This is a genomic window from Sulfitobacter sp. SK025 (assembly GCF_003352105.1).
Taxonomy (GTDB): Bacteria; Pseudomonadota; Alphaproteobacteria; order Rhodobacterales; family Rhodobacteraceae; genus Sulfitobacter; species Sulfitobacter pontiacus.
In genome coordinates this window covers 2,405,243-2,428,536 of the sequence record NZ_CP025808.1, presented here as the reverse complement: position 1 = coordinate 2,428,536, position 23,294 = coordinate 2,405,243, and the positions used below count along the sequence as shown (strand labels likewise).

The following is a 23,294-nucleotide window of genomic DNA, read 5'->3' as shown; positions in this document are numbered from 1 at the left end:
AAAGAGCGTCCCCATGGGCACACAGGCCGTCCCGTTATCCTCCCTTGGTCTGACCGCGAAAGGGGGGGGCAACCCGCCCGTTACAGGTATCAGCGTCGACAGCCGTCAGGTCCAGCCCGGCACCCTGTTCGCCGCCATGCCCGGCAGCAAGGTCCATGGGGCCGAGTTTATCCAATATGCGCTGCGCATGGGCGCGGTGGCCGTGTTGACCGACGCCGAGGGGGCCACGCTGGCCGCTGACGCGCTGGCACAGGCGGAGGTCGCCCTTGTCGTCACCGATGCCCCCCGCGAGGCGCTGTCGCGCGCGGCAGCCCTATGGTACGGCGCGCAGCCGCAGACGATGATTGCCGTCACCGGCACCAATGGCAAAACCTCTGTCAGCACCTTCGTGCGGCAAATCTGGATCGAGATGGGGTTGGCGGCTGTCAACCTTGGCACCACTGGCGTGGAAGGCGCATGGACGGCACCGCTGGCGCATACCACGCCCGAGCCCATTACCCTGCACCGCACTCTGGCCCACGCCTCTGCCAACGGTATCACCCATGCCGCGATGGAGGCGTCGAGCCACGGGCTGGACCAGCGGCGGCTGGATGGCGTCACGCTCAAGGCGGCGGGGTTCACGAATTTTACCCAAGACCATCTCGACTACCACGAGACCTTCGACGCCTATTTCGACGCCAAGGCCGGACTGTTCTCGCGGGTACTGCCCGAGGACGGCACGGCGGTGATCAATATCGATGATCCCAAAGGGGTCGATATGGTCGCTATCGCACGCGCCCGTGGCTGCGAGGTGATCACCGTGGGGCGCGACGGCGGCGATCTGCATCTGATCGGCCAGCGCTTCGATGCGACGGGGCAGGACCTGCGGTTCAGCTATCGCGGCAAGACCTACCAGAAACGCCTGAACCTCATTGGCGGGTTTCAGGCGGACAACGTGTTGCTCGCGGCGGGGCTGGTGATTGCCTGCGGGGCGGACCCCGCCCATGTGTTCGACACGCTGCCGCATCTGACCACCGTGCGCGGCCGCATGCAGCTTGCCGCCACACGGGACAATGGCGGGGCGGTGTTTGTGGATTACGCCCATACCCCCGACGCCATCGCCACCGCCCTGCAAGCGATGCGCCCCCATGTCATGGGCCGGTTGGTCGCTATCGTGGGCGCAGGCGGTGACCGTGACCGCGCCAAACGCCCGCTGATGGGGCAGGCGGCGGCGGCCCATGCGGATCTGGTGTTCGTGACCGATGACAACCCGCGCTCCGAAGATCCGGCGACCATCCGTGCCGCCGTCATGGAGGGCGCGCCAGAAGCGACCGAGGTGGGTGACCGTGCCGAGGCGATCCTGCGGGGCATCGACGCCATCGGCACGGGCGACGCGCTGCTGATCGCGGGCAAGGGCCATGAAACCGGACAGACCATCGGTGACGATGTGCTACCCTTTGATGATGTGGAACAGGCCAGCGTCGCCGTCGCGGCGCTGGATGGGAGATTGGCATGAGCTTGTGGACAGCAAAAGAGGCCGAAAGCGCCACCGGCGGCCGCGCCATCGGGGACTGGACCTGTGACGGCGTGTCGATTGACACCCGCACCCTTGCACCGGGGGATCTGTTTGTCGCGCTGAAAGACGTGCGCGACGGGCATGATTTTGTCGCCATGGCGCTGGAAAAAGGGGCAGGGGCCGCGCTGGTCACCCATGTGCCCGAGGGCGTGGCCGAGGATGCACCCCTGCTGATCGTCGAGGATGTGCTCAAGGGCCTGGAGGCGCTTGGTGCCGCCGCGCGGGCCCGCACGCAGGCCAAGGTCGTCGCGGTGACGGGCAGCGTCGGCAAGACCTCGACCAAGGAAATGCTACTTGCGATCTTTGCCGACCAAGGGCGGGCGCATGCCTCTGTCGACAGCTATAACAACCACTGGGGTGTGCCGCTAACGCTGGCGCGGATGCCTGCGGATACAGAATATGCCGTGATCGAGATCGGCATGAACCACCCCGGAGAGATCTCTCCGCTGGCGCAGATGGCCAAGCCGGATGTCGCGATGGTCACCACCGTCGCCGCCGTGCATCTGGAAGCCTTTGCCAATGTCGCGGAAATCGCGGTCGAGAAAGCCGCCGTTTTTGACGGTCTGCAACCGGGGGGCGTGGCGGTGATCAACGCTGACATCGAACACGCCGCGATCCTGATGGCCAAGGCCGTGGATCGCCGTCTGCGCGAGGTCGAATTTGGCGAGCATGGCTATCAGTACAAACTGCTGGATGTGCAGGTGCAGGGCGACACCACCGTGGTGCGCGCCGACGCCGACGGCACACCACTGCTGTTCAAGATCGGAACGCCGGGGCGGCATTTCGCGATGAACGCTTTAGGGGCCTTGGCCTCTGCACAGGCCATGGGCGCGGATCTGGCGCTGGCTGCTGCCTCGTTGGGGCGCTGGACACCGTATAAGGGGCGCGGCGTGCGAGAGGTCATCCATCTCGACGTGGTCGACACCCATCTGACGCTGAACCTCATCGACGATAGCTATAACGCGAACCCCACCTCAATGGCCGCCGCCCTAGAGGTGCTGGCCGCCGCCGAGGTGACCCATGACATCGGCCGCGTCAGCAAGGGGCGGCGCATCGCCTATCTGGGGGACATGAAGGAGCTGGGACCGGACGAGATTGCGCTGCACGCAGGGCTCGCGCATCTCGACGCCACCAAAAAGCTGGATGTGATCCACTGTGTGGGCCCGCTGATGAAGTCGCTTTATGACCTGCTGCCCGCGCATCAACGCGGGGAATGGGCCGAAACCGCCGCCGACCTGCTGCCCGCGCTTTCATCGCATCTGGACAGTGGCGATGTTGTGCTCGCCAAAGGCTCCTTGTCCATGAAACTAGGGCTGATCGTTGACGCGATCCGCAAAATGGGCCATCCGGTCCCGAATGAACGACAGGGCTAAGCCCACAAGATTTTGAGTTAGGACGCGTACGATGCTCTATTGGTTGACCCTCCTGTCAGATGGCGGCGATTTCTTTAACCTTTTCCGCTACATCACCTTCCGCGCCGGTGGGGCCTTCCTGACAGCGCTGGTGTTTGGCTTTCTGTTCGGCAAGCCGCTGATCGCCGTGCTGCGCAAACGGCAGGGCAAGGGGCAACCGATCCGGGATGACGGACCCGAGGGGCATTTTGTCAAGGCGGGGACGCCGACCATGGGCGGGCTGCTGATTGTGGGGGCCTTGCTGACCTCCACCCTGCTGTGGGCGCGGCTGGACAACCCGTTTGTGTGGATGGTGCTGCTGGTGACAATGGCATTTGCCGCCATCGGGTTTGCCGATGACTACGCCAAGGTCAGCAAGCAGACGACCGCTGGTGTTTCCAGCAGAATGCGTCTGTTGCTGGGCTTTATCATCGCGGGCAGCGCGGCCTATTGGGCGGCGCAGTTCCACCCCGCAGAGCTGCAGAACCAACTGGCGCTGCCCGTGTTCAAGAACACGCTGATCAACCTTGGATATCTGTTCGTGCCCTTCTCGATCATCGTGATCGTGGGGGCGGCGAATGCGGTGAACCTGACGGACGGGCTGGACGGGCTGGCGATCATGCCCGTGATGATCGCCGCTGGGGCGCTTGGCGTAATCGCCTATGCCGTCGGCCGCGTCGATTTCACCGAATATCTGGACGTGCACTATGTGCCGGGCACGGGCGAGATTCTGGTCTTTACCGCAGGTATCTTTGGCGGTGGTCTGGGCTTTTTGTGGTATAACGCCCCCCCCGCCGCGGTCTTTATGGGCGACACCGGATCGCTGGCCCTTGGCGGCGCCTTGGGGGCCATCGCGGTTGCCACCAAGCACGAATTGGTGCTGGCCATCGTCGGCGGCCTGTTTGTGGTCGAGGCGCTGTCGGTGATCATTCAGGTGCTCTATTTCAAACGCACGGGCAAACGGGTCTTCCTGATGGCACCGATCCACCATCACTATGAAAAGAAAGGCTGGGCCGAGCCGCAGATCGTCATCCGCTTCTGGATCATCTCTTTGATCCTCGCGATGATCGGGCTGGCGACGCTGAAGGTCCGCTGAGCCGTTTATCAAAGCGGTAAGAAACCAGAGGGCGCGCTACAGGGGTGTGGCGCGCTTTTTTTATGGCGGACGGGGGCCAGCCCCCGCGCGGCCAAGGGGCCGCGTCCCCCGGAGTTTATTTGGCAAAATGAAGGGCGGGGGAGGCTGGAAGACGTGGTGGCGTCAGAAGATCGACCAGCCCATTTCGCGCGCGAGGCGGGCCATAGCCTGGGTGCCTTTTTTCGAGTTGCCATAGCGGTTCAGACCCGGCGACCAGACGGCGATGCTGGCGCGGCCGGGGACAATGGCAAGGATACCGCCGCCCACACCGGATTTCGCCGGAAGCCCTACGCGGTAGGCAAAATCGCCCGACCCATCATAATGCCCGCAGGTCAGCATCAGCGCATTGAGGCGCCGGATGCGGGGCGGCAGGATCATGCGGGGGAGCTTGTCGGTTTCGATCAGGAACCGTCCGGCCATCGCCAGTTGCCGCGCGGACATGTCGATGGCGCAGTGGTGGAAATAGGTGCCGAGCGTCTTCTCCGGCGGGTTGTTCAGGTTACCGCAGGAGGCCAGAAAATGCGCCAGGGCAAAATTGCGGTGGCCATGGGCGGTTTCAGAGGCCGCGACGGTTTCGTTGATGTGGATGTCGTCGTCACTGGCGGCGGCGCGCACGAATTGCAGGATTTCGGCCAAGGTCTCGCGCGGTTCGCGGCCCGTGAGCACCTCGTCCGTGGTGACAATGGCACCGGCGTTGATGAAGGGGTTGCGCGGGCGGCCCTGTTCGGCCTCAAGCTGCACAATGGAATTGAATGCACGCCCCGATGGCTCGCGGCCCACGCGCTTCCACAGCTGGTCGCCTGACCGTCCAAGGGCGATGGCAAGGGTGAAGACCTTGGTGATGGATTGCACGGAAAACGGCGTATCGGCATCTCCGGCGGTAAAGACCTCACCGTCCGCGGTGGTGATCGCGATACCGAATTGCGCAGGATCGACAGAGGCCAGCTGCGGGATATAGGCTGCCACGTCTCCCCAGTCCTCCGTGGCGCGCATGTCGGCGTTGAGCTGGGCTAAAATCTCTGGCAGAGGGGGCATAAGGGGCTCCGAAAGTTTCAGGGTCATCGCTAACAGGAGAGCAGGCATGATACCAGTTCAAGGTTTGACCGGCGCAAAGGTCGCCATTCTGGGGCTCGGGCGGTCGGGGCTGTCTGCGGCCCGTGCGCTGGCCGCCGGGGGCGCTGTGCCTATCTGTTGGGATGACAACCCCGCCGCGCGCGCCGCCGCGCAGGCCGAAGGGTTCGATTGTGTGGATCTGGGCAAGGCCGGCGTCTTTGATGATATCGCGCGGCTGATCGTATCGCCCGGCATCCCGCATCTTTATCCCGCACCGAACCCGGTGATTGTCGCCGCGCAGGACGCAGGTGTGCCGGTGGACAATGACATCGGGCTGTTCTTCCAAAGCTTCGCGACGCTGGCCTGGGATAACTTTGACGTGGTGCCCAAGATCATCGCGATCACCGGGTCGAACGGGAAATCCACCACCTCGGCGTTGGTGCATCACATTCTCAAGCACGCGGGCCGCCCGACGCAGCTGGCGGGAAACATCGGTCGCGGGGTGCTGGACATAGAGCCTGCCATTGACGGCGAGGTCGTGGTGCTGGAGCTGTCGAGCTACCAGACCGATCTGGCGCGCAATCTGACGCCGGATGTCGCCGTCTTCACCAACCTTAGCCCCGATCATCTGGATCGCCATGCGGGCATGGGCGGCTATTTCGCGGCCAAACGGCGGCTCTTTGCTGAAGGCGGGCCGGATCGTGCCGTCATTGGCGTGGATGAACCCGAAGGGCGTTTTCTGGCGGGACAGCTGAGCGAAGGGGCGGCCGACGACCGGGTGATCCGCGTGTCGGTGGACCGCAAGCTCACGGGGCTTGGGTGGCAGGTCTTCGCGCGCAAAGGCTTCTTGTCGGAATATCGCGGCGGCAAGCAGATCGGGTCGATCGATCTGCGCAGCATCACCGGCTTGCCCGGCGCGCATAACCACCAGAACGCCTGCGCCGCCTATGCCGCCTGTCGCACGCTGGGGTTCGCGCCCAAGATCATCGAAGCGGCGTTCCATTCCTTTGGCGGCCTGCCGCACCGCAGCCAGACCGTGGGCGAGGCGGGGGGCGTGCGCTTCGTCAATGACAGCAAGGCGACCAATGTGGACAGTGCGGTCAAGGCACTGGCGGCGTTCAAGAACATCCGCTGGATCTGCGGCGGGCTGGAGAAAGAGGGCGGTTTGGGCAGCTTGTCAGAACCGCTGGAGACGGTGCGCAAAGCCTATGTGATCGGACGCGAGGCGGCGCAGTTTGCCATGAAGCTGGGGGTCGAGGCCGAGGTCTGTGGCACGATGGACGTCGCGGTCGCACGCGCGATCAACGACGCCGAGGCGGGGGACGTCGTTCTGCTGGCCCCTGCGGCGGCGAGCTTTGACCAATACGACAGTTTCGAGCGCCGCGGAGAGGATTTTGTCGCGCAGGTGCAGAAGCATCTGACGGACGCGTAACTGCGTTTTTGGGGAAGGAGCGCCGCATGGGCAAAGATTGCGGTGTTTCGGTCTGCTCCGGTCCAGATCGTGGCGCGTGACTGATTGTTTGATCGGGGTCATCGACGCCCCGATTATGGCATAGGCGAGTTTTTCCACCAGATCCGGTCTTTACTGGCCAGGTGCGGGCATAGCTGCGCGCAGGTCGCCTTCGCTGACGCCAAGAGCCTGAGCTGCCGCGGCAAAGTCCGGCGGGCGCGTGTCACCAAGTGCCCCGACCAATTCAGCCTCTGTGATGCCCAGTTGATCGGCAACTGCGGCAAAATCCGGTGCGGCACCACCGCCACCGGGGCCATTGTTCGCGGCCACGTCGACCTCACCATGGTAGCAGTCGATCATATAGGGCGCTTCATCTGCTGTGAGGTGGTAGTGGTAAATCCCTTCCGGGAATTCAGGTGTCGGGCCGGAGTGGCCGCTGCACGCATCCAGATCGTCATTCACCACGACAATGCCACCGACATCATTGTTGCCATAGACCGGAAAGCCGTCGGCCAAAACACCGATCATCCGCGAATGTTGCCCGGCTTGCGCCGCGGCCTCGGCGATACAAACAGGGATGCCATGATAGTGGTAATTCGTCCCGTCCACGAGCGTGTGCCCGTTGCAGTTGTCCAGAAATGCCACGTGATCATGAACAACCTGATCGTCAATCGCAACGACGGAGCGGTCGGGGTTCTCGTAATCGTTGAAAATCTGTGCGCCGCTCAAGGCCACGCCAATTCTCCCCAGCGAGGTATTCGTTGATGTATCCGAATAGACAGGCTGCGTTGTGATTGTCGCGTCGATCTCGGTCTCTTTGAAGTAGTCGGCAGAGTTCTGCACGTCAAAGAACTCCAGCGGCTTGTCGGCAAAAGGTTGATCGTTGGGATCGCTTGGGATCAGATATTGTTCCGCAAAGCCGTGGTCCGGGATGCCGTTAGATTGGAAGCGGAATGTCTTTGCGTCAGCATCGACCGTGATCGTGACATGACCTGCCCAATTTGCCGCTTCAACGACCGCCGCAGTGTCATTCGACTGTTTCACATTCTGAGCCGATGAAGGCGAATAGATCAGGGATGCGGCGGCCAGCACAACCGATGCGGCGGCTGTCCCATAGAGAGTTTTCCTGGACATGATTTTCTGATCTCCCATGAGATGCCGGTATCTATACTTCCAACTTCGGGTCGAGGCGCTGCCAAGCCGAAGCTAGGCCTTAAACGGACACGTGCCAAATTTCCGTCGTTCTTATTCAACAGAAATATAGCGCCCTAGAATTTTTCTGGCGCTGCCGTATCGACGTCAAATCTTGGCGATACTTCGGATCGCGGCCTTGGCGATCTGGTCGAACATCGCACGATCGTCGGAGGATGACGCAACGATCATGCCGCCTTCCAGCGCCGCGACGATGAGGCAGGACGTGTCTTCGGGGTTTTCGACGCCATTACGGTGGAACAGGTCAAGCAGCCACAGCCTGTTCATTTTGAAGAATGCCTTTGTTTTCTGGTTAACATTCTTGGGCAGCCCGATCGCTTCTGCGCCCATGATCGCGCAAAGGCAGATGGTTTCGTCCAAGACAAGCGCTTGAGAGTAGAGCGCGACATAGCTGTCCAACGCCGTTTGCAAGCTGGCCGTATCGATCTGTTCAAGGTGCTCTTTGAACTGGCTGGTGTAGCGATCCACCAAAGCTTCGCCAAGATCAGGTTTGGTAGGAAAGTGATAGTGAACGCTTGCGCTTTTGATGCCGACATCGCTTGCCAGGTCGCGAAAGCTCATCGCCGAGAAACCGGCACCACGGACACGCTTTTCAGCGGCATCAAGGATTTTGTCTTTCATTGTCTGCGGCATTTGGGGCTCCTGTCTATCATGTGGTAGATAGGTGTTGACAGGGGAGAGGGCAATATCTAACTGGAAGCCTATCAACTGATAGGTAGCTATGCAGCGCCGCTTCGCGCTGAACTGGAAGGATGTACCATGGACCTGAACGCAAATTTTGATGAACGTGCTGTTGTGCATTCGGATCGGCAGCCGTGGGTTGCATCTCCGATGAAGGGCGTGGACCGGCGGATGCTGGACCGGATCGGGGACGAAGTCGCGCGGGCGACGACCATCGTCCGCTACGCGCCGGGCAGCGCGTTTTCGGCCCATACCCATACGGGCGGCGAAGAGTTTCTGGTGCTTGAGGGCGTGTTTCAGGACGAACACGGTGACTTTCCGGTCGGCACCTATGTGCGCAACCCGCCGACGTCTTCGCACACGCCAAGCTCGGCCGAGGGGGCGACGATCTTCGTCAAGCTGTGGCAGTTCGACATGGATGACCGTCAGCAGATCACCATAGACACCACCACCCAGACCCCGCAGCCGGTGCGTGAGGGTGTTTCAGAAATCCCGCTGTTCGCGGATGCGCACGAACGGGTGCGGATCGAGCTTTGGGAGCCCAACGTGGCAGTGACACAGGCCGGCCACAACGGGTTCGAAGCCCTTGTGGTCGAAGGAAGCTATATCGAAGGGGATGAGGTCTTCGGGGTCAATTCCTGGCTGCGCCTACCGCCCCACACGCCGCTGAACGCCGTTTCCGGCCCTGATGGGGCGCGGCTTTGGGTCAAATCCGGCCATCTTGCAGACACGCCGACGGCACCGAATGTCGGGGGATAAGATGACAGATCCACTTGCAGTCATTGGCGGGGCGGGTGCCGGTCTTGCCAGCCGCGACCTGCACAGTATGGACCCCGCACGGATGATGAAACCGGAGGATATTGCCCGAACCTATCTGGCGCTGGCGGATCAACCACGGTCCACCTGGACTCCTGAGCTGGACCTCAGGCCGATGGGAGAGGCGTTCTGATGCAGACCGATGTTCTGATTGTGGGCGGTGGTTTGTCGGGTCTTGCGCTTGCCGACCATCTGGCCCGCCAAGGCCGCGATTTCTTGCTGGTTGAAGCGCAGGACCGCCTTGGCGGGCGCATCCTTACACATGAGTTTTCGGGTGGCGCCTTCGACCTTGGGCCTGCATGGTTCTGGCCGGGCCAGCCGCGCATGGCGGCCCTCGCGGAACGCTTTCAGATCCCTGTGTTTGGGCAGTTTTCAACTGGTGACTTGGTTTATCAAGAGCAAAACGGCACCGTGCAGCGCGGGCGCGGCTATGCCTCTATGGAGGGGTCGTACCGCTTGGCCGGTGGGATCGGCTCTGTGGTGCATGCTTTGGCCAAAGGGTTGAATCCGGTGAAGATCATGACCAGCACGCGGCTGACGTCGGTCGATCACTCGGCGGGCAACATCACGGCGCAGGTTGATCAAAACGGCAGCGCACAGATCATCACGGCCAACCGGATCGTGATGGCCATGCCGCCTCGGGTCATCGCCGATACCGTTTCCTTCGAACCCGCACTGGATGCGGGCCAAATGCAGGTATTGCAAGACACGCCGACCTGGATGGCCGGTCAGGCCAAGATCATTGCGGTTTACGATCAGCCTCATTGGCGACATGCCGGGCTGTCCGGCGACGCCATGAGCCAGCAAGGGCCAATGGTCGAAATCCACGATGCCTCGCCAAGGCAGGGCGGTCCCTATGCGCTATTTGGTTTTGTCGGGGTCCCTGCGGATGCGCGTGCCCAGCACAAAGATGAGCTGATGCGCCTTGCGGTGACGCAGCTTACGGCGATGTTCGGTCCGGAAATGGCCGACCCGATGCACCTTGTTTTGCAAGACTGGGCGACCATTCCCCACATCGCGCGCCCACAGGATCGACAGCCTGTCCGAAGCCACCCCCGCTATGGTTTGCCGTCCAACCTGCATGCCCTTTCAGCACGCGGAATGATATTTGCGTCGACCGAAACCGCCCCGGAATTCGGAGGCTTTCTGGAGGGCGCATTAGAGGCGGCAGAACATGCGGCCAGCACGCTGGCGCTGCACGACCCCATGCAGACCTGATCACCACCCGCCCGCATGGGTTTGCGCATTCAATAGAAAAATGAAAACACGCCGCGCCAAGCCAATCCAACGGGCATGGTGGCCATACGGATAACATATGATGACTCGGACAATAGACGCGACTGAAACCGCCGGGTTCCGGCGCAACCTGACGGTGCTGATCCTCGCCCAATCTTTGGGGGCTGCCAGCGGACCGATTGTGATCTCGCTGGGGGGATTGGTTGGTCAGGACCTCGCAACTGACCCTGCTTTGGCGACCGTTCCGGTCAGCATCTATAATCTTGGGCTTGCCCTTGGAACGGTGCCTGCCGCTTGGATCATGCGACAATACGGGCGGCGCAGCGGTTATCTTCTGGGCGCGATGATCGGCGTGTTGTCGGGATTGATCGCCGCTGGTGCGATATCCTTTGGGGCGTTCATATTCTTCTGTTTGGGAACGTTTCTGGCGGGGCTCTATGCGTCCTATGTACAGTCTTACCGTTTCGCAGCTGCCGACGGGCGCGAAGGGGCAGACAGGGGGCGCGCCATTTCATGGGTCATGGTCGGCGGACTGGTCGCTGCCATTATCGGCCCGCAACTGGTCATTGCCACGCGCGACGCTGTGCCGGGCGTGCCCTTTGCGGGCAGTTTCCTGAGCCAAGCGGCGCTGGCGCTCATCGCGTTTTTTGTTCTGACCCGGTTAAGGGGCCGCCAACCCGCAGTCACAGCGCAAACGTCTTCCGATGACGGGGGGCGCACCGTGCCCCAACTTCTGGCGTCGCCTAAATACATGCTTGGGGTCGCCGCTGGCGTGGTGTCTTACGGGCTTATGTCATTCGTCATGACGGCGGCACCGCTGGCGATGGTCGGATGCGGGCATTCGATTGACCACGCAGCCTGGGGTATTCAATGGCATGTGCTGGCGATGTTCGCGCCAAGCCTTGTGACGGGCAAGCTGATCGCCCGGTTCGGCAAGGAAAAGGTCACCGCCGCTGGCCTGATCATCATCGGCATTTCAGGTGCTGTTGCGCTAACCGGTCTGGATCTGAGGCATTTCTTTATCTCTCTCATCCTTCTTGGGATCGGATGGAACTTTGGCTTTATCGGAGCGACTGCGATGGTGGCCGCCGCGCATACAGAGGCCGAGCGCGGGCGTGCCCAAGGGCTGAATGATTTCGCCGTTTTCGGCACAGTCGCGGCGCTTTCGTTCTTTTCCGGCGCACTGATGCAAGCGTCGGGATGGCATCTCATCAATCTCTTGATGTTTCCCTTCATTGCCATCGTGCTTGCGCCCTTGGTCTGGCAAGCGGCGCGGCGCGTATAGGGCGGTGCCAATACTGTCTCAAAAACTGGCAAGGTACCGCCAACCTCAAGAAAGAACTTAACATGCCTGCGTCACAAGTTCTTATAACTGCGACGCTTGTTGGGGTTGGCGGCACGTTGATTGTCGACGCTGTTTAAGGGCTTGCGGCTCGGCTCTTGGGAAAAATGCCAACGCATAGCTTTGACCTTTCAATGCTGTGCTCGCACGGCATTCATTGCATCAAAGCATCCCGTTGTCGTTGTTACTTTGTACAGGCATCTCCTGAAGCACGTCCCAATGCTCGACGATCTTGCCTTGATCATCGAGACGGAAAATGTCCATCCCTGCATAATCGGGACCGTTGGGCCATAGCTGATGGCAATGCAGGATCACATGATCGCCGTCCACGAATGACCGCTTGACCTCGACATGTTTGCCCGGATGTTCGCGGGCCATCCGTTCGAAATAGTCAACGAAGGCCGCCTTGCCGTCCGCCACATGGGGATTGTGCTGAATGTACTGCGCTCCGGCGTAGCGCGCGATGGCGTCGGCGGGGCGGCAATCATTGAACATCATTTCGTAAAAGGCGATGACGTTGGCCTTGTCGGTTTCTGGGTCACGCATGGTCTTCCTTTCTGAATTTACCGATAGTGTGGCGCATGTCTGCATTGGGGAAGCTGCATTGCGGGGTCGCTTCCATGCGTCGATGACAGCTTTGGGTCGATGGTGTCGGGCCAGGGGCGCTGCCCCCGCCGCCTATGGCGGCTCCCCCGGGATTTAGGGCCATTTGGAAATTACTGTTTCTGTGCGATATCTGCGGCGCAGGCCATGGCGGACGACCAGGCCCATTGGAAGTTATAGCCGCCCAGCCATCCGGTCACGTCGACGGCCTCGCCAATGAAGTAGAGACCGGGGCGTGTCTTGGCCTCCAGTGTTTTGGAGGACAGCGCGTCGGTGTCGATCCCGCCGAGGGTGACTTCGGCGGTGCGGTAGCCTTCGGTGCCAGAAGGGGTCATCACCCAGTGCGACAGCCTGTCGATCAGGGTGCCGAGTTTTGCATCCGACCAATCGGCGAGGTTGCCGCCAAGGTCCATGATCCCCGACAGATGATCCACCAGCCGCGCGGGCAGGTGGTGGGAAAGCTCTGTCGTCAGGTTGCGGCGGCCATAGGTCTGGCGTTGGCTGCGCAGCTTGGCCAGCAGATCACTGTCGGGCAGCAGGTTCACCGTGATCGGCGCGCCTTCGGTCCAGTAGCTTGAAGCTTGCAGCACGGCAGGGCCGGAGAGGCCACGGTGGGTGAACAGCAAAGCTTCGTCAAAGGCGGGGCCTTGGGCAGTCACCCGCGCGGGCGTCGCGGTGCCGGATATGGGCGCGAAACGGGCGTCGGAAAAGGTGAAGGGCACCAGCCCCGCCCGTGTGTCGGTGACGGGGATACCCATCTGCGCGGCGATTTCATAGGCGCGCCCCGTCGCCCCCATCTTGGGGATGGATTTCCCGCCAGAGGCAACGACAAAGTTGCGCGTAGTGATCGGCGTGGTGCCGTCGGGCGTGTGCAAGGTCATGCTATATCCGGCATCACGCGCGGCGATATCTGTCAGCGTGCTGTGCAGCCGCAGGTCAACACCGGCTTTTTGCATCAGGCCGTGCAGCATGGCGACGATCTCTTTGGCGGAGGTGTCGCAGAAGAGCTGGCCGAGGGTCTTTTCGTGCCACGCGATCCCATGCGCGTCTACCAGTTCGATGAAATCCCACTGGGTATAGCGCGCCAGCGCCGATTTGGCGAAATGGGGGTTGGCGCAGATGAAGGCATCAGGTGTGCAGTGCATATTGGTGAAATTGCAGCGCCCGCCGCCCGAAATGCGGATTTTCTCGCCCGGTGCTTTGGCGTGATCCACGACCAGCACCGATCCGCCTGCGTGGGCCGCGCACATCATGCCTGCGGCCCCTGCGCCTAAAATTACCGTGTCATATTGCATGGCCCCGCCATAGCCCCCGCCACGCAAGCCGGTCAAGTGGCCGTGAGCGGGGTGGTAACCCGGCGCATGAAGACTAATTCCGGGAGTGACGAAGCAATTAAAGGAGAGACCCGATGAACGTATTGGACGCAGGTAACGCATTCCCGAAACTGACCGTGGCAGAGCTGCAAGGCGGCATGCTGACCCTTGGCACCCCGCGGGGAGATCATGACTGGCAACTGGTGGTCGTCTATCGCGGTCTGCACTGCCCGATCTGCAAAAAATACCTGTCGACGCTGGACGGGCTGGTCGCGGATTTCAACAAGGCAGGTGTGGACGTTGTTGCCGTGTCGGGTGACCCGAAAGACAAGGCGCGCGAGATGGCGCAAGAGCAGGATCTGTCGCTGTCCATCGGCTATGACATGAGCATCTCACAGATGCGCGAACTGGGGCTCTATGTCTCTGACCCGCGCAGCCCGCAAGAAACCGATCAGCCCTTCGCGGAGCCCGGCGTCTTTGTGGTGAATGGTGACGGCAATATCCAGATCCTCGACATCTCGAACGCGCCCTTCGCGCGGCCTGATCTGGAGGGGCTGCTGAACGGGATCAAGTTTGTGCGTGACAACGACTATCCGATCCGCGGCACGCACGCCGGGGCATAGGCAGCTTTGCGCGGGGCTGGTTAAAACACACTAGCCCCGCGTGACCTTTCGCGCTACACTGCAAGCTAGACCCCGAAAAGGGGCGGAACGAGGCAGTGTAAGGCAGGTCCCATGACAGAAATGGTCTATGGCGCGGTTCCCGTTCGGGATGGCGAACCGATTCTTCCCAAATGGTGGCGTACGATCGACAAATGGGCGATGTCCTGCATCCTCCTGCTGTTTGCCGTGGGCATGTTGCTGGGGCTGGCGGCCTCTCCGCCGTTGGCCGCGAAAAACGGCTTTGACTCTTTTCACTATGTGCAGCGACAGGCTGTTTTCGGTGTGCTTGCCGTGATTGCCATGGTGCTGACGTCGATGATGACGCCCGTGATGGTGCGGCGTCTGGCGATTGTCGGCTTTCTGGTGTCCTTTGTGGCGCTGGCCTTGCTGCCGTTCTTTGGCACCGACTTTGGCAAAGGCGCTGTGCGCTGGTATTCCATGGGCTTTGCGTCCTTCCAGCCGTCAGAATTCCTCAAGCCCGGTTTTGTCGTTGTGGCGGCGTGGATGATGGCGGCCGCGCTCGAGATCAACGGCCCTCCGGGGAAAACGTGGTCCTTTGCGCTGTGTATTTCTATCGTCCTGATGCTGGCATTGCAGCCCGACTTTGGTCAGGCCTGTCTGGTCCTGTTCGGCTGGGGGGTCATGTATTTCGTCGCCGGTGCGCCGTTGGTGCTGCTGGTGGGCATGGCCGGGCTGGTCGTCTTGGCGGGGACTTTTGCCTATTCCAACTCTGAACACTTTGCCCGGCGGATTGATGGGTTCCTGTCGCCCGACATCGATCCGCGCACGCAGCTTGGCTATGCCACCGATGCGATCCGCGAAGGCGGTCTGTTCGGGGTCGGCGTGGGCGAGGGGCAGGTGAAATGGTCGCTGCCCGATGCGCATACCGATTTCATCATCGCCGTTGCTGCCGAAGAATACGGCCTGATCCTCGTGATGTGTGTGATCGCGCTTTACGCCGTGATCGTGGTGCGGTCGCTGCTGCGTTTGGTGCGCGAGCGGGATCCCTTTATCCGTCTGGCGGGCACCGGGCTGGCCTGCATGTTCGGCGTGCAGGCGATGATCAACATGGGCGTGGCTGTGCGGCTGCTGCCCGCCAAGGGTATGACGCTGCCGTTCGTCAGCTACGGCGGGTCGTCGGTGATCGCCTCCGGCATCGCCGTGGGCATGTTGCTGGCGTTTACCCGGACCCGACCACAGGGCCAGATCTCTGATCTATTGGGCCGGAGCCGCGCCCGATGACGGCGCCGCTGCTGGTTATCGCCGCAGGGGGGACAGGCGGGCATATGTTTCCCGCCCAAGCGCTTGCCGAAGTCATGCTGGCGCGGGGCTGGCGGGTAAAGCTGTCCACCGACGCGCGGGGTGCGCGCTATACCGGCGGTTTCCCCGAGGCGGTCGAGATTCAGCAGGTCAGCAGCGCCACTTTCGCGCGCGGCGGTCTGGTGGCCAAGGCCATCGCGCCGTTTCGTATTCTGGGCGGTGTTCTTGGCGGCATTTTCGGTATGCTGCGCGACAAGCCCGATGTGGTTGTCGGCTTTGGCGGGTATCCATCGATCCCCGCGCTGACAGCGGCCTGGGTGCTGCGCAAGCCCCGGATGATCCACGAACAGAATGGCGTGCTCGGTCGGGTCAATGATCTGTTTTCCAAACATGTTGATGCCGTGGCTTGCGGCACATGGCCGACCACATTGCCCGATGGTGTCAGCGCCGAACACACCGGCAATCCGGTGCGTGCCGAGGTGCTGGAGCGTGCGGGCGCGGGCTATATCGCGCCGGGTGACTACCCGATGGAGCTGTTGGTGATGGGCGGCAGCCAGGGCGCGCGCATCTTAAGCGAGGTGATCCCCCCCGCCATCGCCGATCTGCCGATGGAACTGTTGCGCAATATCCGCGTCAGCCATCAGGCGCGGGACGAGGACGGCCAGCGGGTCGCTACCTTTTACGCCGAAAACGGGATCAATGCCGATGTGCAACCGTTTTTCCATGACGTGCCGCGACGCATGTCCGAAGCCCAACTGGTGATCAGCCGCGCTGGCGCGTCCAGCGTTGCCGATATCTCTGTCATCGGGCGGCCGTCGATCCTTATCCCATTTGCGGCGGCGACGGGCGACCATCAGACAGCCAATGCCCGTGGATTGGTGGACGCCGGTGCCGCGATCATGGTGCCCGAAAACATGGCCAACCCCGACAGTCTGCGGGCTCAAATCGAAATGGTGCTGACCCATGCTGAGGGCGCACAGCAGATGGCGCGCGCCGCCCTTTCTGTCGCCAAGCCGGACGCCGCAGAAGAACTCGCCCAGATGGTGGAAACCCTGGCAACCGAAGGAAAGAAACGATGAACGCAGCCACGAAGCTCCCCACCGATGTGGGCCCGATCCATTTCGTGGGTATTGGCGGTATCGGCATGTCCGGCATTGCCGAGGTGTTGTTGAACCACGGTTACCGCGTGCAGGGGTCGGACCTGAAATCGACCAAGATCACCGACCGTCTGGTGGACCTTGGCGCGACGGTGTTCGAAGGGCAGGAGGCCGCGAATATCGAAGGGGCCGCCGTGGTCGTGATCTCTTCGGCGATCAAGCCGGGCAACCCTGAACTGGATGCCGCACGGGTGGCGGGCCTTCCCATCGTGCGCCGCGCAGAGATGCTGGCAGAGCTGATGCGCTTGAAATCCAACATCGCCGTTGCCGGAACCCACGGCAAGACGACCACCACAACGATGGTGGCCGAACTGCTGGTCAAAGGTGGCATCGACCCTACTGTCGTGAATGGCGGGATCATCCACGCCTATGGCTCGAATGCACGTATGGGGCAGGGCGAATGGATGGTGGTCGAAGCGGATGAATCCGACGGCACCTTCAACCGTCTGCCCGCGACCATTGCCATCGTGACCAATATCGACCCCGAGCATATGGAGCATTGGGGCGACTTCGATACCCTGCGCAAAGGGTTTCTGGATTTCGTCTCGAACATTCCTTTCTACGGGCTGGCGGTCTGCTGTATCGACCACCCCGAGGTGCAGGCTTTGGTCGGCAAGATCACCGACCGCCGCGTGATGACCTATGGCTTTAACACCCAAGCCGACGTGCGCGCAGTCAACCTGCACTACAAGGCGGGCGTGGCGCATTTCGATATCATGTTCCAGACCGAAGGCATCACGATCAAGGATTGCAGCCTGCCGATGCCCGGAGATCACAACGTGTCAAACGCGATGGCGGCGGTTGCCGTGTCGCGCCACCTTGGCATGAAAACCGAAGAAATCCGTGCCGCGCTTGCCGGGTTCGGCGGCGTGAACCGTCGCTTTACCAAAGTGGGCGAAGTGGATGGCGTGACGATCATCGACGACTACGGTCACCACCCGGTCGAGATTACCGCCGTGCTGAAAGCCGCACGTCAGGCCACCGAAGGGCGCGTGATCGCGGTCCACCAGCCCCACCGCTACAGCCGCTTGCACCACCATTTCGAGGAATTCTGCGCCTGTTTCAACGATGCCGATGTTGTTGGCATCGCCGAGGTCTATGCCGCGGGCGAAGCCCCGATCGAGGGCGCAGGGCGCGATGATCTGGTCGCAGGCTTGATCCGTCATGGTCACCGCCACGCCCGCGCCGTCCAAAGCGAGGATGATCTGGCGCGACTGGTGCGCGAACAGGCAGGGCCGGGGGATATGGTTGTCTGCCTTGGGGCAGGGACAATCAGCACCTGGGCCAACGCCTTGCCTGCCGCGCTTGAAGCCTTGAAGAAGGAAGCCGTCTGAATGGCGCGGACCCCATCATACGGGGGCCGGTCATGACCTTGCTTTGGGCTTGCATCCTGTGGGTCTTTTGCTCGGCCACGGTGGCGACGCTGCCCATGCGTCTGCAATATATTCCCGGTGTGATCCTGCTGATTGCCGCACCGGTGCTGATCATCCTGATCGGTCTTCAGGTGGGCTGGCTCTATAGCCTGCTTGCTCTTGCTGCCTTTGTGTCCATGTTCCGCAATCCCTTGCGCTTTTTGCTGGCCAAGCTGCGCGGACAAAACCCGGAGGTTCCAAAATGAGTATATCACTGGTTCTTGCCTGTTTTTGGGCGGTCGTTGCCAATGTGTTGGCAATGACGCCCAGTTCTGACCAGCATTGGCGCAGCGCCTATGTGCTGATTGCCGTCGGCATCCCCGTCCTGGGGTTTGTCACCATGCAGCATGGCCCTTGGGTCGGGATGCTGGTGTTCGCGGGCGGGTGTTCGTTGTTGCGCTGGCCGGTGATCTATCTGATGCGCTGGCTGCGCGGCGCTGCTGTGCGGAATGCCGCAAAGTGAACCTGACGCTGGTGATCCTGATCAGCATTCTCGTGGTGTGGATGCTTGCCGCGGGCTGGTGCGGGCTGATGCGCCGGTATGGCGGCTTTGTGCTGGTCCTGCTAGCGGGGCTCGCGCTGAACTGGGCTTGGATGATCTGGGGCCTTGGCGCGAAACCGCTGGAGCGTCCGGTGTTCATGGCGCAAGCCGCTGCCACGGGCTATGCGGTTTGCGCGTTTCTTGCAGGATGGCTGGCCGGCCGTATCACGCGCGAGCTGCGGGCGAACCGACCTGATTGATTGGGCGGTTTTTGGCGCGCTTCGGTCGCATGTGGAAAATTGACCTCCCTCCCAAAGCGGGCTAGGCGATGGGCATGACAGATATTTCCTTTCCCGATATGCGCGGTAAGCTGACGCAAAACCGCCCCTTGGCTGATCTGACCTGGCTGCGCGTGGGCGGCCCTGCTGATTATTTCTACCAGCCTGCCGATGCGGATGATCTGGCGGCTTTCATGCAGGCGCTGCCCGCCGATGTCGTGATCATGCCGATGGGGGTCGGGTCGAATGTGATCGTGCGCGACGGCGGCTTGCGCGCTGTGGTGATCCGGCTGGGGCGCGGGTTCAACACCATCAGTTGCGAGGATGGAATCGTCACCGCAGGTGCCGCGGCGCTGGACGCCCATGTCGCGCGCAAGGCAGCAGACGCGGGGCTGGACCTGACCTTCCTGCGCACAATCCCGGGTAGCATTGGCGGCGCGGTACGGATGAACGCGGGCTGCTATGGTGCCTATACTGCTGATTATTTCATCAGCGCAGACGCGATCACCCGCACGGGCGAAAAGGTCACGCTTGGGCCGGACGATCTGCAATTTGCCTATCGCCAGTCCGCTTTGCCAGACGGGTATGTCATCACCGCTGCCCGTTTCGCGCCCCCCAAAGGCGCGGCGCAAGCGCTGCACGCGCGGATGGAGGACCAGCTGCGCAAACGGGACGAAACCCAACCCACCAAGGACCGCAGCGCGGGGTCGACGTTCCGCAATCCGGCGGGGTTTTCCAGTACGGGGCAGGCGGATGACCGCCACGATCTGAAGGCGTGGAAGATCATTGACGACGCCGGTTTGCGCGGTGCTACCTTGGGTGGCGCGCAGATGAGCCCGAAACACCCCAACTTCCTGATCAATACGGGTTCCGCGACGGCAGCAGACCTTGAAGCATTGGGTGAAATGGTGCGAAAAAAGGTTTACGATTCTAGCGGGATTACGCTAGAGTGGGAAATTATGCGGATCGGCGAAAAATAAACGTTCGAGCGTCATGATTTAGGGCCTGCAAAAGGCCCGCTATAGAATGAATAAGGGTCGCAACAGGCCCATTTAAAAAGGCAGATTGAGTGGGATTGTCGAGCAGGACACCCCCGAGAGTTGCAGTATTGTTGGGTGGCCCCTCGGCGGAACGCGAGGTGTCTCTGTCAACAGGGCGCGCCTGCGCAGCGGCTTTGCGGGACCGGAGTTTCGAAGTCATCGAGGTCGATTGCGGCCCCGACCTTTGTGCCGATCTGGGCGCTGCTCAACCCGATGTCGTTCTGAATTGTCTGCATGGCCGCTGGGGCGAAGACGGCTGCGTTCAGGGTTTGCTGGAATGGATGGGCCTGCCTTACACACACTCCGGCGTGCTGGCGTCTGCCCTTGCGATGGACAAACAGCGCAGCAAGGAAGTTTTTCGTGCCGCGGGTTTGCCTGTTGTGGAAAGCTTGATCGTATCGGCGGCGACTGTGCGGGGATCCCATGTGATGGACCCGCCCTATGTGGTCAAGCCGAACAACGAAGGGTCATCCGTCGGTGTTTACCTTGTCGAGATTGAAAACAACGGCCCGCCACAGTTGGATGATGCCATGCCCGCCGAGGTCATGGTCGAGAAGTTCATCCCCGGTCGCGAGCTGACCACCACCGTGATGGGCGAACGTGCGCTGACCGTGACCGATATCCACACGACGGGCTGGTATGACTATGACGCCAAGTATAAGGCGGGCGGGTCGACCCATGTGGTCCCTGCCGATATCCCGCACGAGATTTTTGAACTCTGCATGGACTACGCCCTGCGGGCCCATAACGCGCTTGGCTGTCGCGGTGTTAGCCGCACGGATTTCCGTTGGGATGAAAGCAAGGGGGCAGCGGGGCTGTTCCTGCTGGAAACCAACACCCAGCCCGGCATGACCCCCACCTCGTTGTCGCCCGAACAGGCGCAGGCGGTTGGCATTTCCTTTGGCGAGCTCTGCGCCTGGATGGTCGAGGACGCGTCATGCAATCGTTGATCAAACGCGTCAAACCCGCCAAGCCGGCCAAGGCAGATCCCGCACCGTCACGGTGGGCGTGGCGCATGCAGCGCTTGATGCTGACGCCGACGTTCCGTTTCGGGCTGCGCGTCGGGGTGCCGTTCTGCTTGGCCTTGGCAGCGGGGACAATCTATCTGTCGGACGAAGCACGGCGCGGCCAGTTGGCCGATGTCTATGCCAATGCCCGCACCAGCATCCAGCAGCGTCCCGAATTCATGGTCAAGCTGATGGCGATTGATGGTGTCGAAGGCGTTTTGGCCGCCGACGTGCGTGCCGCTGTGCCTGTCGAATTTCCAACCAGTTCCTTTGATCTTGATCTGCCTGCATTGCGGCAGGCGATCACCGATCTTCCCGGCGTCAAGCAGGCGTCGCTGCGGGTGAAGCCGGGCGGCGTGTTGCAGGTGTCGGTACAGCCACGGGTGCCGGTCGCCGTTTGGCGCAGCCAGGATGGGCTGCTGCTGATCGACGCCGAGGGAAGCCCCATCGGCCAGCTTGCATCGCGTGGCGATCGCACGGACCTGCCCCTTGTGGTAGGCGAGGCGGCCAACCAGCGCGTGAGCGAAGCCCTTGAATTGATCCGCACGGCGGCTCCGTTGGGGGAGCGGCTGCGCGGTTTGGTGCGCATGGGAGAGCGGCGATGGGACGTCGTTCTTGACCGTGAGCAGCGTATCTTACTGCCCGAAACCCAGGCCGTTCAGGCGCTGGAGCGGGTGATCGCGCTGGAAGGCGCAAAGGATGTGCTGGCCCGCGACGTCGCGCGGGTAGACATGCGGTTGGCCCAACGGCCCACCGTGCAAATGAACAAGGACGCCACACAAGAATTGTGGCGCATCAGGCAGATTTCGGGACAGTGAAAAGATGATGGACCTATACGATAGTCAGCGATCCATGCGCCACATGCGTAAGCTTGCGATGCAACGCGGCGTGGTGGCTATTCTGGATGTGGGCACGTCAAAGATCGCCTGCCTGGTGCTGCGGTTTGACGGCACGGGCCGCGTCTCTGAGGAGGGCGAGATCGGATCGCTTGCGGGGCAGTCTGGTTTTCGTGTGATCGGGGCTGCGACCACGCGGTCGCGCGGGGTCCGCTTTGGCGAGATTTGCGCCATGCAGGAAACCGAACGCGCTGTGCGTACCGCGCTGCAGGCGGCGCAGAAAATGGCGAACATCCGTGTGGATCACGTGATCGCCTGTTTCTCGGGGGCTGAACCGCGCAGCTACGGTCTGGATGCCGAGCTGGATCTGGAAGGGCAGGTCGTGTCCGAGCAGGATGTCGCGCAGGTTCTGGCCAATTGCGACGTGCCCGAATACGGCGAGGGCCGCGAAGTGCTGCATGCGCAGCCGGTGAACTTTGCGCTGGATAACCGGTCGGGCCTGTCCGATCCCCGCGGCCAATTGGGCAATACCCTGTCGGTCGATATGCATATGCTGACCGTGGACGCGGCGGCGGTTCAACACCTTGCCCATTGCATCAAACGCTGTGACCTCGAACTGGCGGGCGTTGCGTCTTCGGCCTATGTCTCGGGGATTTCATCGCTGGTCGAGGACGAACAGGAGCTTGGTGCCGCCTGTATCGATCTTGGCGGCGGGTCGACCTCTGTTTCGATCTTCATTCGCAAACACATGATCTATGCCGACAGCGTGCGCATGGGCGGGGATCACATCACCTCTGACATCTCTATGGGGTTGCAGGTGCCAACGGCCAACGCCGAACGGATCAAGACCTTCTATGGCGGGGTGCATGCGACAGGCATGGACGATCGCGAGATGATCGATATCGGTGGCGACACCGGGGATTACGAACACGACCGTCGCACCGTGAGCCGTGCCGAGCTGATCGGCATCATGCGCCCCCGTGTCGAAGAAATTCTGGAAGAAGTCCGCGCCCGTCTGGATGCCGCGGGCTTTGACCACCTGCCAAGCCAGCAGATCGTGCTGACCGGCGGCGGCAGTCAAATTCCGGGCCTTGATGGTCTGGCAAGCAAGATTTTGGGCCAACAGGTCCGTTTGGGCCGCCCGCTGCGCGTGCATGGCCTGCCACAAGCCGCAACCGGTCCGGGTTTCGCCTCTGCTGTAGGGTTGGCGCTGTTTGCCGCGCACCCGCAGGACGAGTGGTGGGACTTTGACATTCCCGCCGACCGCTACCCATCCCGGTCGTTGAAGCGCGCTGTCAAGTGGTTCCGCGACAACTGGTAACCCCCAGATGCGGTGCGCGCGTCGAAATCATGAGAAAACCGGCAAAAAAACGC

24 protein-coding genes are annotated in these 23,294 nt (G+C 61.7%); 19 read left to right on the top strand and 5 right to left on the bottom strand.

From position 1 onward, the window contains the following. The first annotated feature begins 13 nt into the window (after positions 1 to 13). The 3 genes from C1J04_RS11780 to mraY are packed head-to-tail and all read left to right on the top strand — an operon-like array spanning position 14 to position 4,042. Entirely contained in the window at positions 14 to 1,495 is a 1,482-nt protein-coding gene (locus C1J04_RS11780; RefSeq protein WP_009824936.1) for a UDP-N-acetylmuramoyl-L-alanyl-D-glutamate--2,6-diaminopimelate ligase, read from the top strand. After that, complete coding sequence (locus tag C1J04_RS11775; protein WP_009824935.1) at positions 1,492 to 2,928, top strand: UDP-N-acetylmuramoyl-tripeptide--D-alanyl-D-alanine ligase; 1,437 nt, start codon at positions 1,492 to 1,494, stop codon at positions 2,926 to 2,928. The genes C1J04_RS11780 and C1J04_RS11775 overlap by 4 nt, the downstream gene beginning before the upstream one ends. Before the next feature lie 31 nt (positions 2,929 to 2,959). Then, a complete protein-coding gene (mraY, locus tag C1J04_RS11770) occupies positions 2,960 to 4,042 on the top strand; it encodes a phospho-N-acetylmuramoyl-pentapeptide-transferase (RefSeq protein ID WP_005854153.1) in 1,083 nt (360 codons plus the stop codon). A gap of 162 nt (positions 4,043 to 4,204) precedes the next feature. Here the strand turns inward: mraY and C1J04_RS11765 are convergent, their stop codons facing one another. Then, entirely contained in the window at positions 4,205 to 5,143 is a 939-nt protein-coding gene (locus tag C1J04_RS11765; protein WP_009824934.1) for a glutaminase, read from the bottom strand. A gap of 19 nt (positions 5,144 to 5,162) precedes the next feature. On the opposite strand from C1J04_RS11765, the gene murD reads away from it, so the two are divergent. Continuing rightward, positions 5,163 to 6,566, top strand: a complete 1,404-nt coding sequence (gene murD / locus C1J04_RS11760; protein ID WP_037953769.1) for a UDP-N-acetylmuramoyl-L-alanine--D-glutamate ligase — start codon at positions 5,163 to 5,165, stop codon at positions 6,564 to 6,566. Between the two features lie 150 nt (positions 6,567 to 6,716). Here murD and C1J04_RS11755 read toward each other — a convergent pair whose 3' ends face one another. Both C1J04_RS11755 and C1J04_RS11750 read right to left on the bottom strand, forming a co-directional pair. Continuing rightward, on the bottom strand, positions 6,717 to 7,718 hold the full coding sequence (locus tag C1J04_RS11755; protein WP_254655112.1) for a YHYH protein: 1,002 nt from the start codon (positions 7,716 to 7,718) through the stop codon (positions 6,717 to 6,719). 165 nt (positions 7,719 to 7,883) lie between these two features. Continuing rightward, a complete protein-coding gene (locus C1J04_RS11750; protein WP_009824931.1) occupies positions 7,884 to 8,429 on the bottom strand; it encodes a TetR/AcrR family transcriptional regulator in 546 nt (181 codons plus the stop codon). 126 nt (positions 8,430 to 8,555) lie between these two features. On the opposite strand from C1J04_RS11750, the gene C1J04_RS11745 reads away from it, so the two are divergent. From C1J04_RS11745 to C1J04_RS11730, 4 genes are all read left to right on the top strand, one after another. Further along, entirely contained in the window at positions 8,556 to 9,236 is a 681-nt protein-coding gene (locus C1J04_RS11745) for a cupin domain-containing protein (RefSeq protein WP_009824930.1), read from the top strand. Between the two features lies 1 nt (position 9,237). After that, positions 9,238 to 9,426, top strand: coding sequence for a hypothetical protein (locus C1J04_RS11740; RefSeq protein ID WP_254655111.1), 189 nt, complete (start codon positions 9,238 to 9,240; stop codon positions 9,424 to 9,426). Continuing rightward, a complete protein-coding gene (locus tag C1J04_RS11735; protein WP_009824928.1) occupies positions 9,426 to 10,511 on the top strand; it encodes a flavin monoamine oxidase family protein in 1,086 nt (361 codons plus the stop codon). Before C1J04_RS11740 ends, C1J04_RS11735 begins: the two co-directional genes overlap by 1 nt. Before the next feature lie 100 nt (positions 10,512 to 10,611). Beyond that, positions 10,612 to 11,814 carry an MFS transporter gene (locus tag C1J04_RS11730; protein WP_216825229.1) on the top strand — a complete coding sequence of 401 codons (1,203 nt, stop codon included), beginning with the start codon at positions 10,612 to 10,614 and terminating at the stop codon, positions 11,812 to 11,814. A gap of 219 nt (positions 11,815 to 12,033) precedes the next feature. Here C1J04_RS11730 and C1J04_RS11725 read toward each other — a convergent pair whose 3' ends face one another. Next, positions 12,034 to 12,417 (bottom strand): nuclear transport factor 2 family protein, encoded by a 384-nt coding sequence (locus tag C1J04_RS11725; RefSeq protein ID WP_009824926.1) that lies wholly within the window; start codon positions 12,415 to 12,417, stop codon positions 12,034 to 12,036. 170 nt (positions 12,418 to 12,587) lie between these two features. Then, complete coding sequence (locus C1J04_RS11720; protein WP_037954462.1) at positions 12,588 to 13,769, bottom strand: NAD(P)/FAD-dependent oxidoreductase; 1,182 nt, start codon at positions 13,767 to 13,769, stop codon at positions 12,588 to 12,590. Between the two features lie 113 nt (positions 13,770 to 13,882). Here C1J04_RS11720 and C1J04_RS11715 point away from each other — a divergent pair, with 113 nt between their 5' ends. The 11 genes from C1J04_RS11715 (at position 13,883) to ftsA (ending at position 23,241) form a co-directional block, all read left to right on the top strand. Continuing rightward, on the top strand, positions 13,883 to 14,410 hold the full coding sequence (locus C1J04_RS11715) for a peroxiredoxin-like family protein (protein WP_009824924.1): 528 nt from the start codon (positions 13,883 to 13,885) through the stop codon (positions 14,408 to 14,410). 111 nt (positions 14,411 to 14,521) lie between these two features. Next, entirely contained in the window at positions 14,522 to 15,691 is a 1,170-nt protein-coding gene (ftsW, locus tag C1J04_RS11710) for a putative lipid II flippase FtsW (RefSeq protein WP_005854131.1), read from the top strand. Continuing rightward, entirely contained in the window at positions 15,688 to 16,788 is a 1,101-nt protein-coding gene (locus tag C1J04_RS11705; RefSeq protein ID WP_009824923.1) for a UDP-N-acetylglucosamine--N-acetylmuramyl-(pentapeptide) pyrophosphoryl-undecaprenol N-acetylglucosamine transferase, read from the top strand. The genes ftsW and C1J04_RS11705 overlap by 4 nt, the downstream gene beginning before the upstream one ends. Further along, the gene (murC, locus tag C1J04_RS11700; protein WP_009824922.1) at positions 16,785 to 18,200 is read left to right on the top strand and encodes a UDP-N-acetylmuramate--L-alanine ligase; all 1,416 of its coding nucleotides are present in this window, start codon (positions 16,785 to 16,787) and stop codon (positions 18,198 to 18,200) included. The genes C1J04_RS11705 and murC overlap by 4 nt, the downstream gene beginning before the upstream one ends. A 32-nt stretch (positions 18,201 to 18,232) precedes the next feature. After that, positions 18,233 to 18,484, top strand: coding sequence for a DUF2484 family protein (locus tag C1J04_RS11695; protein ID WP_005854125.1), 252 nt, complete (start codon positions 18,233 to 18,235; stop codon positions 18,482 to 18,484). Continuing rightward, on the top strand, positions 18,481 to 18,741 hold the full coding sequence (locus C1J04_RS11690) for a DUF2484 family protein (protein ID WP_009824921.1): 261 nt from the start codon (positions 18,481 to 18,483) through the stop codon (positions 18,739 to 18,741). The genes C1J04_RS11695 and C1J04_RS11690 overlap by 4 nt, the downstream gene beginning before the upstream one ends. Then, positions 18,738 to 19,019: a hypothetical protein gene (locus C1J04_RS11685; protein WP_009824920.1), complete on the top strand. Its 282-nt coding sequence runs from the start codon at positions 18,738 to 18,740 to the stop codon at positions 19,017 to 19,019. Before C1J04_RS11690 ends, C1J04_RS11685 begins: the two co-directional genes overlap by 4 nt. Before the next feature lie 68 nt (positions 19,020 to 19,087). After that, positions 19,088 to 20,017 (top strand): UDP-N-acetylmuramate dehydrogenase, encoded by a 930-nt coding sequence (gene murB / locus C1J04_RS11680; protein WP_009824919.1) that lies wholly within the window; start codon positions 19,088 to 19,090, stop codon positions 20,015 to 20,017. An 89-nt stretch (positions 20,018 to 20,106) separates the two neighbouring features. Continuing rightward, a complete protein-coding gene (locus C1J04_RS11675) occupies positions 20,107 to 21,027 on the top strand; it encodes a D-alanine--D-alanine ligase (RefSeq protein WP_074634488.1) in 921 nt (306 codons plus the stop codon). Further along, positions 21,015 to 21,902, top strand: a complete 888-nt coding sequence (locus tag C1J04_RS11670) for a cell division protein FtsQ/DivIB (protein WP_114865368.1) — start codon at positions 21,015 to 21,017, stop codon at positions 21,900 to 21,902. The genes C1J04_RS11675 and C1J04_RS11670 overlap by 13 nt, the downstream gene beginning before the upstream one ends. Positions 21,903 to 21,906: 4 nt before the next feature. Next, a complete protein-coding gene (gene ftsA / locus C1J04_RS11665) occupies positions 21,907 to 23,241 on the top strand; it encodes a cell division protein FtsA (RefSeq protein WP_037954460.1) in 1,335 nt (444 codons plus the stop codon). Positions 23,242 to 23,294: the final 53 nt, after the last annotated feature.

Excerpts from the sequence above, each read along its gene's own strand:
- C1J04_RS11780 (WP_009824936.1), top strand. The coding sequence starts at position 14 with ATGGGCACACAGGCCGTCCCGTTATCCTCCCTTGGTCTGACCGCGAAA.
- C1J04_RS11775 (WP_009824935.1), top strand. The coding sequence starts at position 1,492 with ATGAGCTTGTGGACAGCAAAAGAGGCCGAAAGCGCCACCGGCGGCCGC.
- mraY (WP_005854153.1), top strand. The coding sequence starts at position 2,960 with ATGCTCTATTGGTTGACCCTCCTGTCAGATGGCGGCGATTTCTTTAAC.
- C1J04_RS11765 (WP_009824934.1), bottom strand. The coding sequence starts at position 5,143 with ATGACCCTGAAACTTTCGGAGCCCCTTATGCCCCCTCTGCCAGAGATT.
- murD (WP_037953769.1), top strand. The coding sequence starts at position 5,163 with ATGATACCAGTTCAAGGTTTGACCGGCGCAAAGGTCGCCATTCTGGGG.
- C1J04_RS11755 (WP_254655112.1), bottom strand. The coding sequence starts at position 7,718 with ATGTCCAGGAAAACTCTCTATGGGACAGCCGCCGCATCGGTTGTGCTG.
- C1J04_RS11750 (WP_009824931.1), bottom strand. The coding sequence starts at position 8,429 with ATGCCGCAGACAATGAAAGACAAAATCCTTGATGCCGCTGAAAAGCGT.
- C1J04_RS11745 (WP_009824930.1), top strand. The coding sequence starts at position 8,556 with ATGGACCTGAACGCAAATTTTGATGAACGTGCTGTTGTGCATTCGGAT.
- C1J04_RS11740 (WP_254655111.1), top strand. The coding sequence starts at position 9,238 with ATGACAGATCCACTTGCAGTCATTGGCGGGGCGGGTGCCGGTCTTGCC.
- C1J04_RS11735 (WP_009824928.1), top strand. The coding sequence starts at position 9,426 with ATGCAGACCGATGTTCTGATTGTGGGCGGTGGTTTGTCGGGTCTTGCG.
- C1J04_RS11730 (WP_216825229.1), top strand. The coding sequence starts at position 10,612 with ATGACTCGGACAATAGACGCGACTGAAACCGCCGGGTTCCGGCGCAAC.
- C1J04_RS11725 (WP_009824926.1), bottom strand. The coding sequence starts at position 12,417 with ATGCGTGACCCAGAAACCGACAAGGCCAACGTCATCGCCTTTTACGAA.
- C1J04_RS11720 (WP_037954462.1), bottom strand. The coding sequence starts at position 13,769 with ATGCAATATGACACGGTAATTTTAGGCGCAGGGGCCGCAGGCATGATG.
- C1J04_RS11715 (WP_009824924.1), top strand. The coding sequence starts at position 13,883 with ATGAACGTATTGGACGCAGGTAACGCATTCCCGAAACTGACCGTGGCA.
- ftsW (WP_005854131.1), top strand. The coding sequence starts at position 14,522 with ATGACAGAAATGGTCTATGGCGCGGTTCCCGTTCGGGATGGCGAACCG.
- C1J04_RS11705 (WP_009824923.1), top strand. The coding sequence starts at position 15,688 with ATGACGGCGCCGCTGCTGGTTATCGCCGCAGGGGGGACAGGCGGGCAT.
- murC (WP_009824922.1), top strand. The coding sequence starts at position 16,785 with ATGAACGCAGCCACGAAGCTCCCCACCGATGTGGGCCCGATCCATTTC.
- C1J04_RS11695 (WP_005854125.1), top strand. The coding sequence starts at position 18,233 with ATGACCTTGCTTTGGGCTTGCATCCTGTGGGTCTTTTGCTCGGCCACG.
- C1J04_RS11690 (WP_009824921.1), top strand. The coding sequence starts at position 18,481 with ATGAGTATATCACTGGTTCTTGCCTGTTTTTGGGCGGTCGTTGCCAAT.
- murB (WP_009824919.1), top strand. The coding sequence starts at position 19,088 with ATGGGCATGACAGATATTTCCTTTCCCGATATGCGCGGTAAGCTGACG.
- C1J04_RS11670 (WP_114865368.1), top strand. The coding sequence starts at position 21,015 with ATGCAATCGTTGATCAAACGCGTCAAACCCGCCAAGCCGGCCAAGGCA.
- ftsA (WP_037954460.1), top strand. The coding sequence starts at position 21,907 with ATGATGGACCTATACGATAGTCAGCGATCCATGCGCCACATGCGTAAG.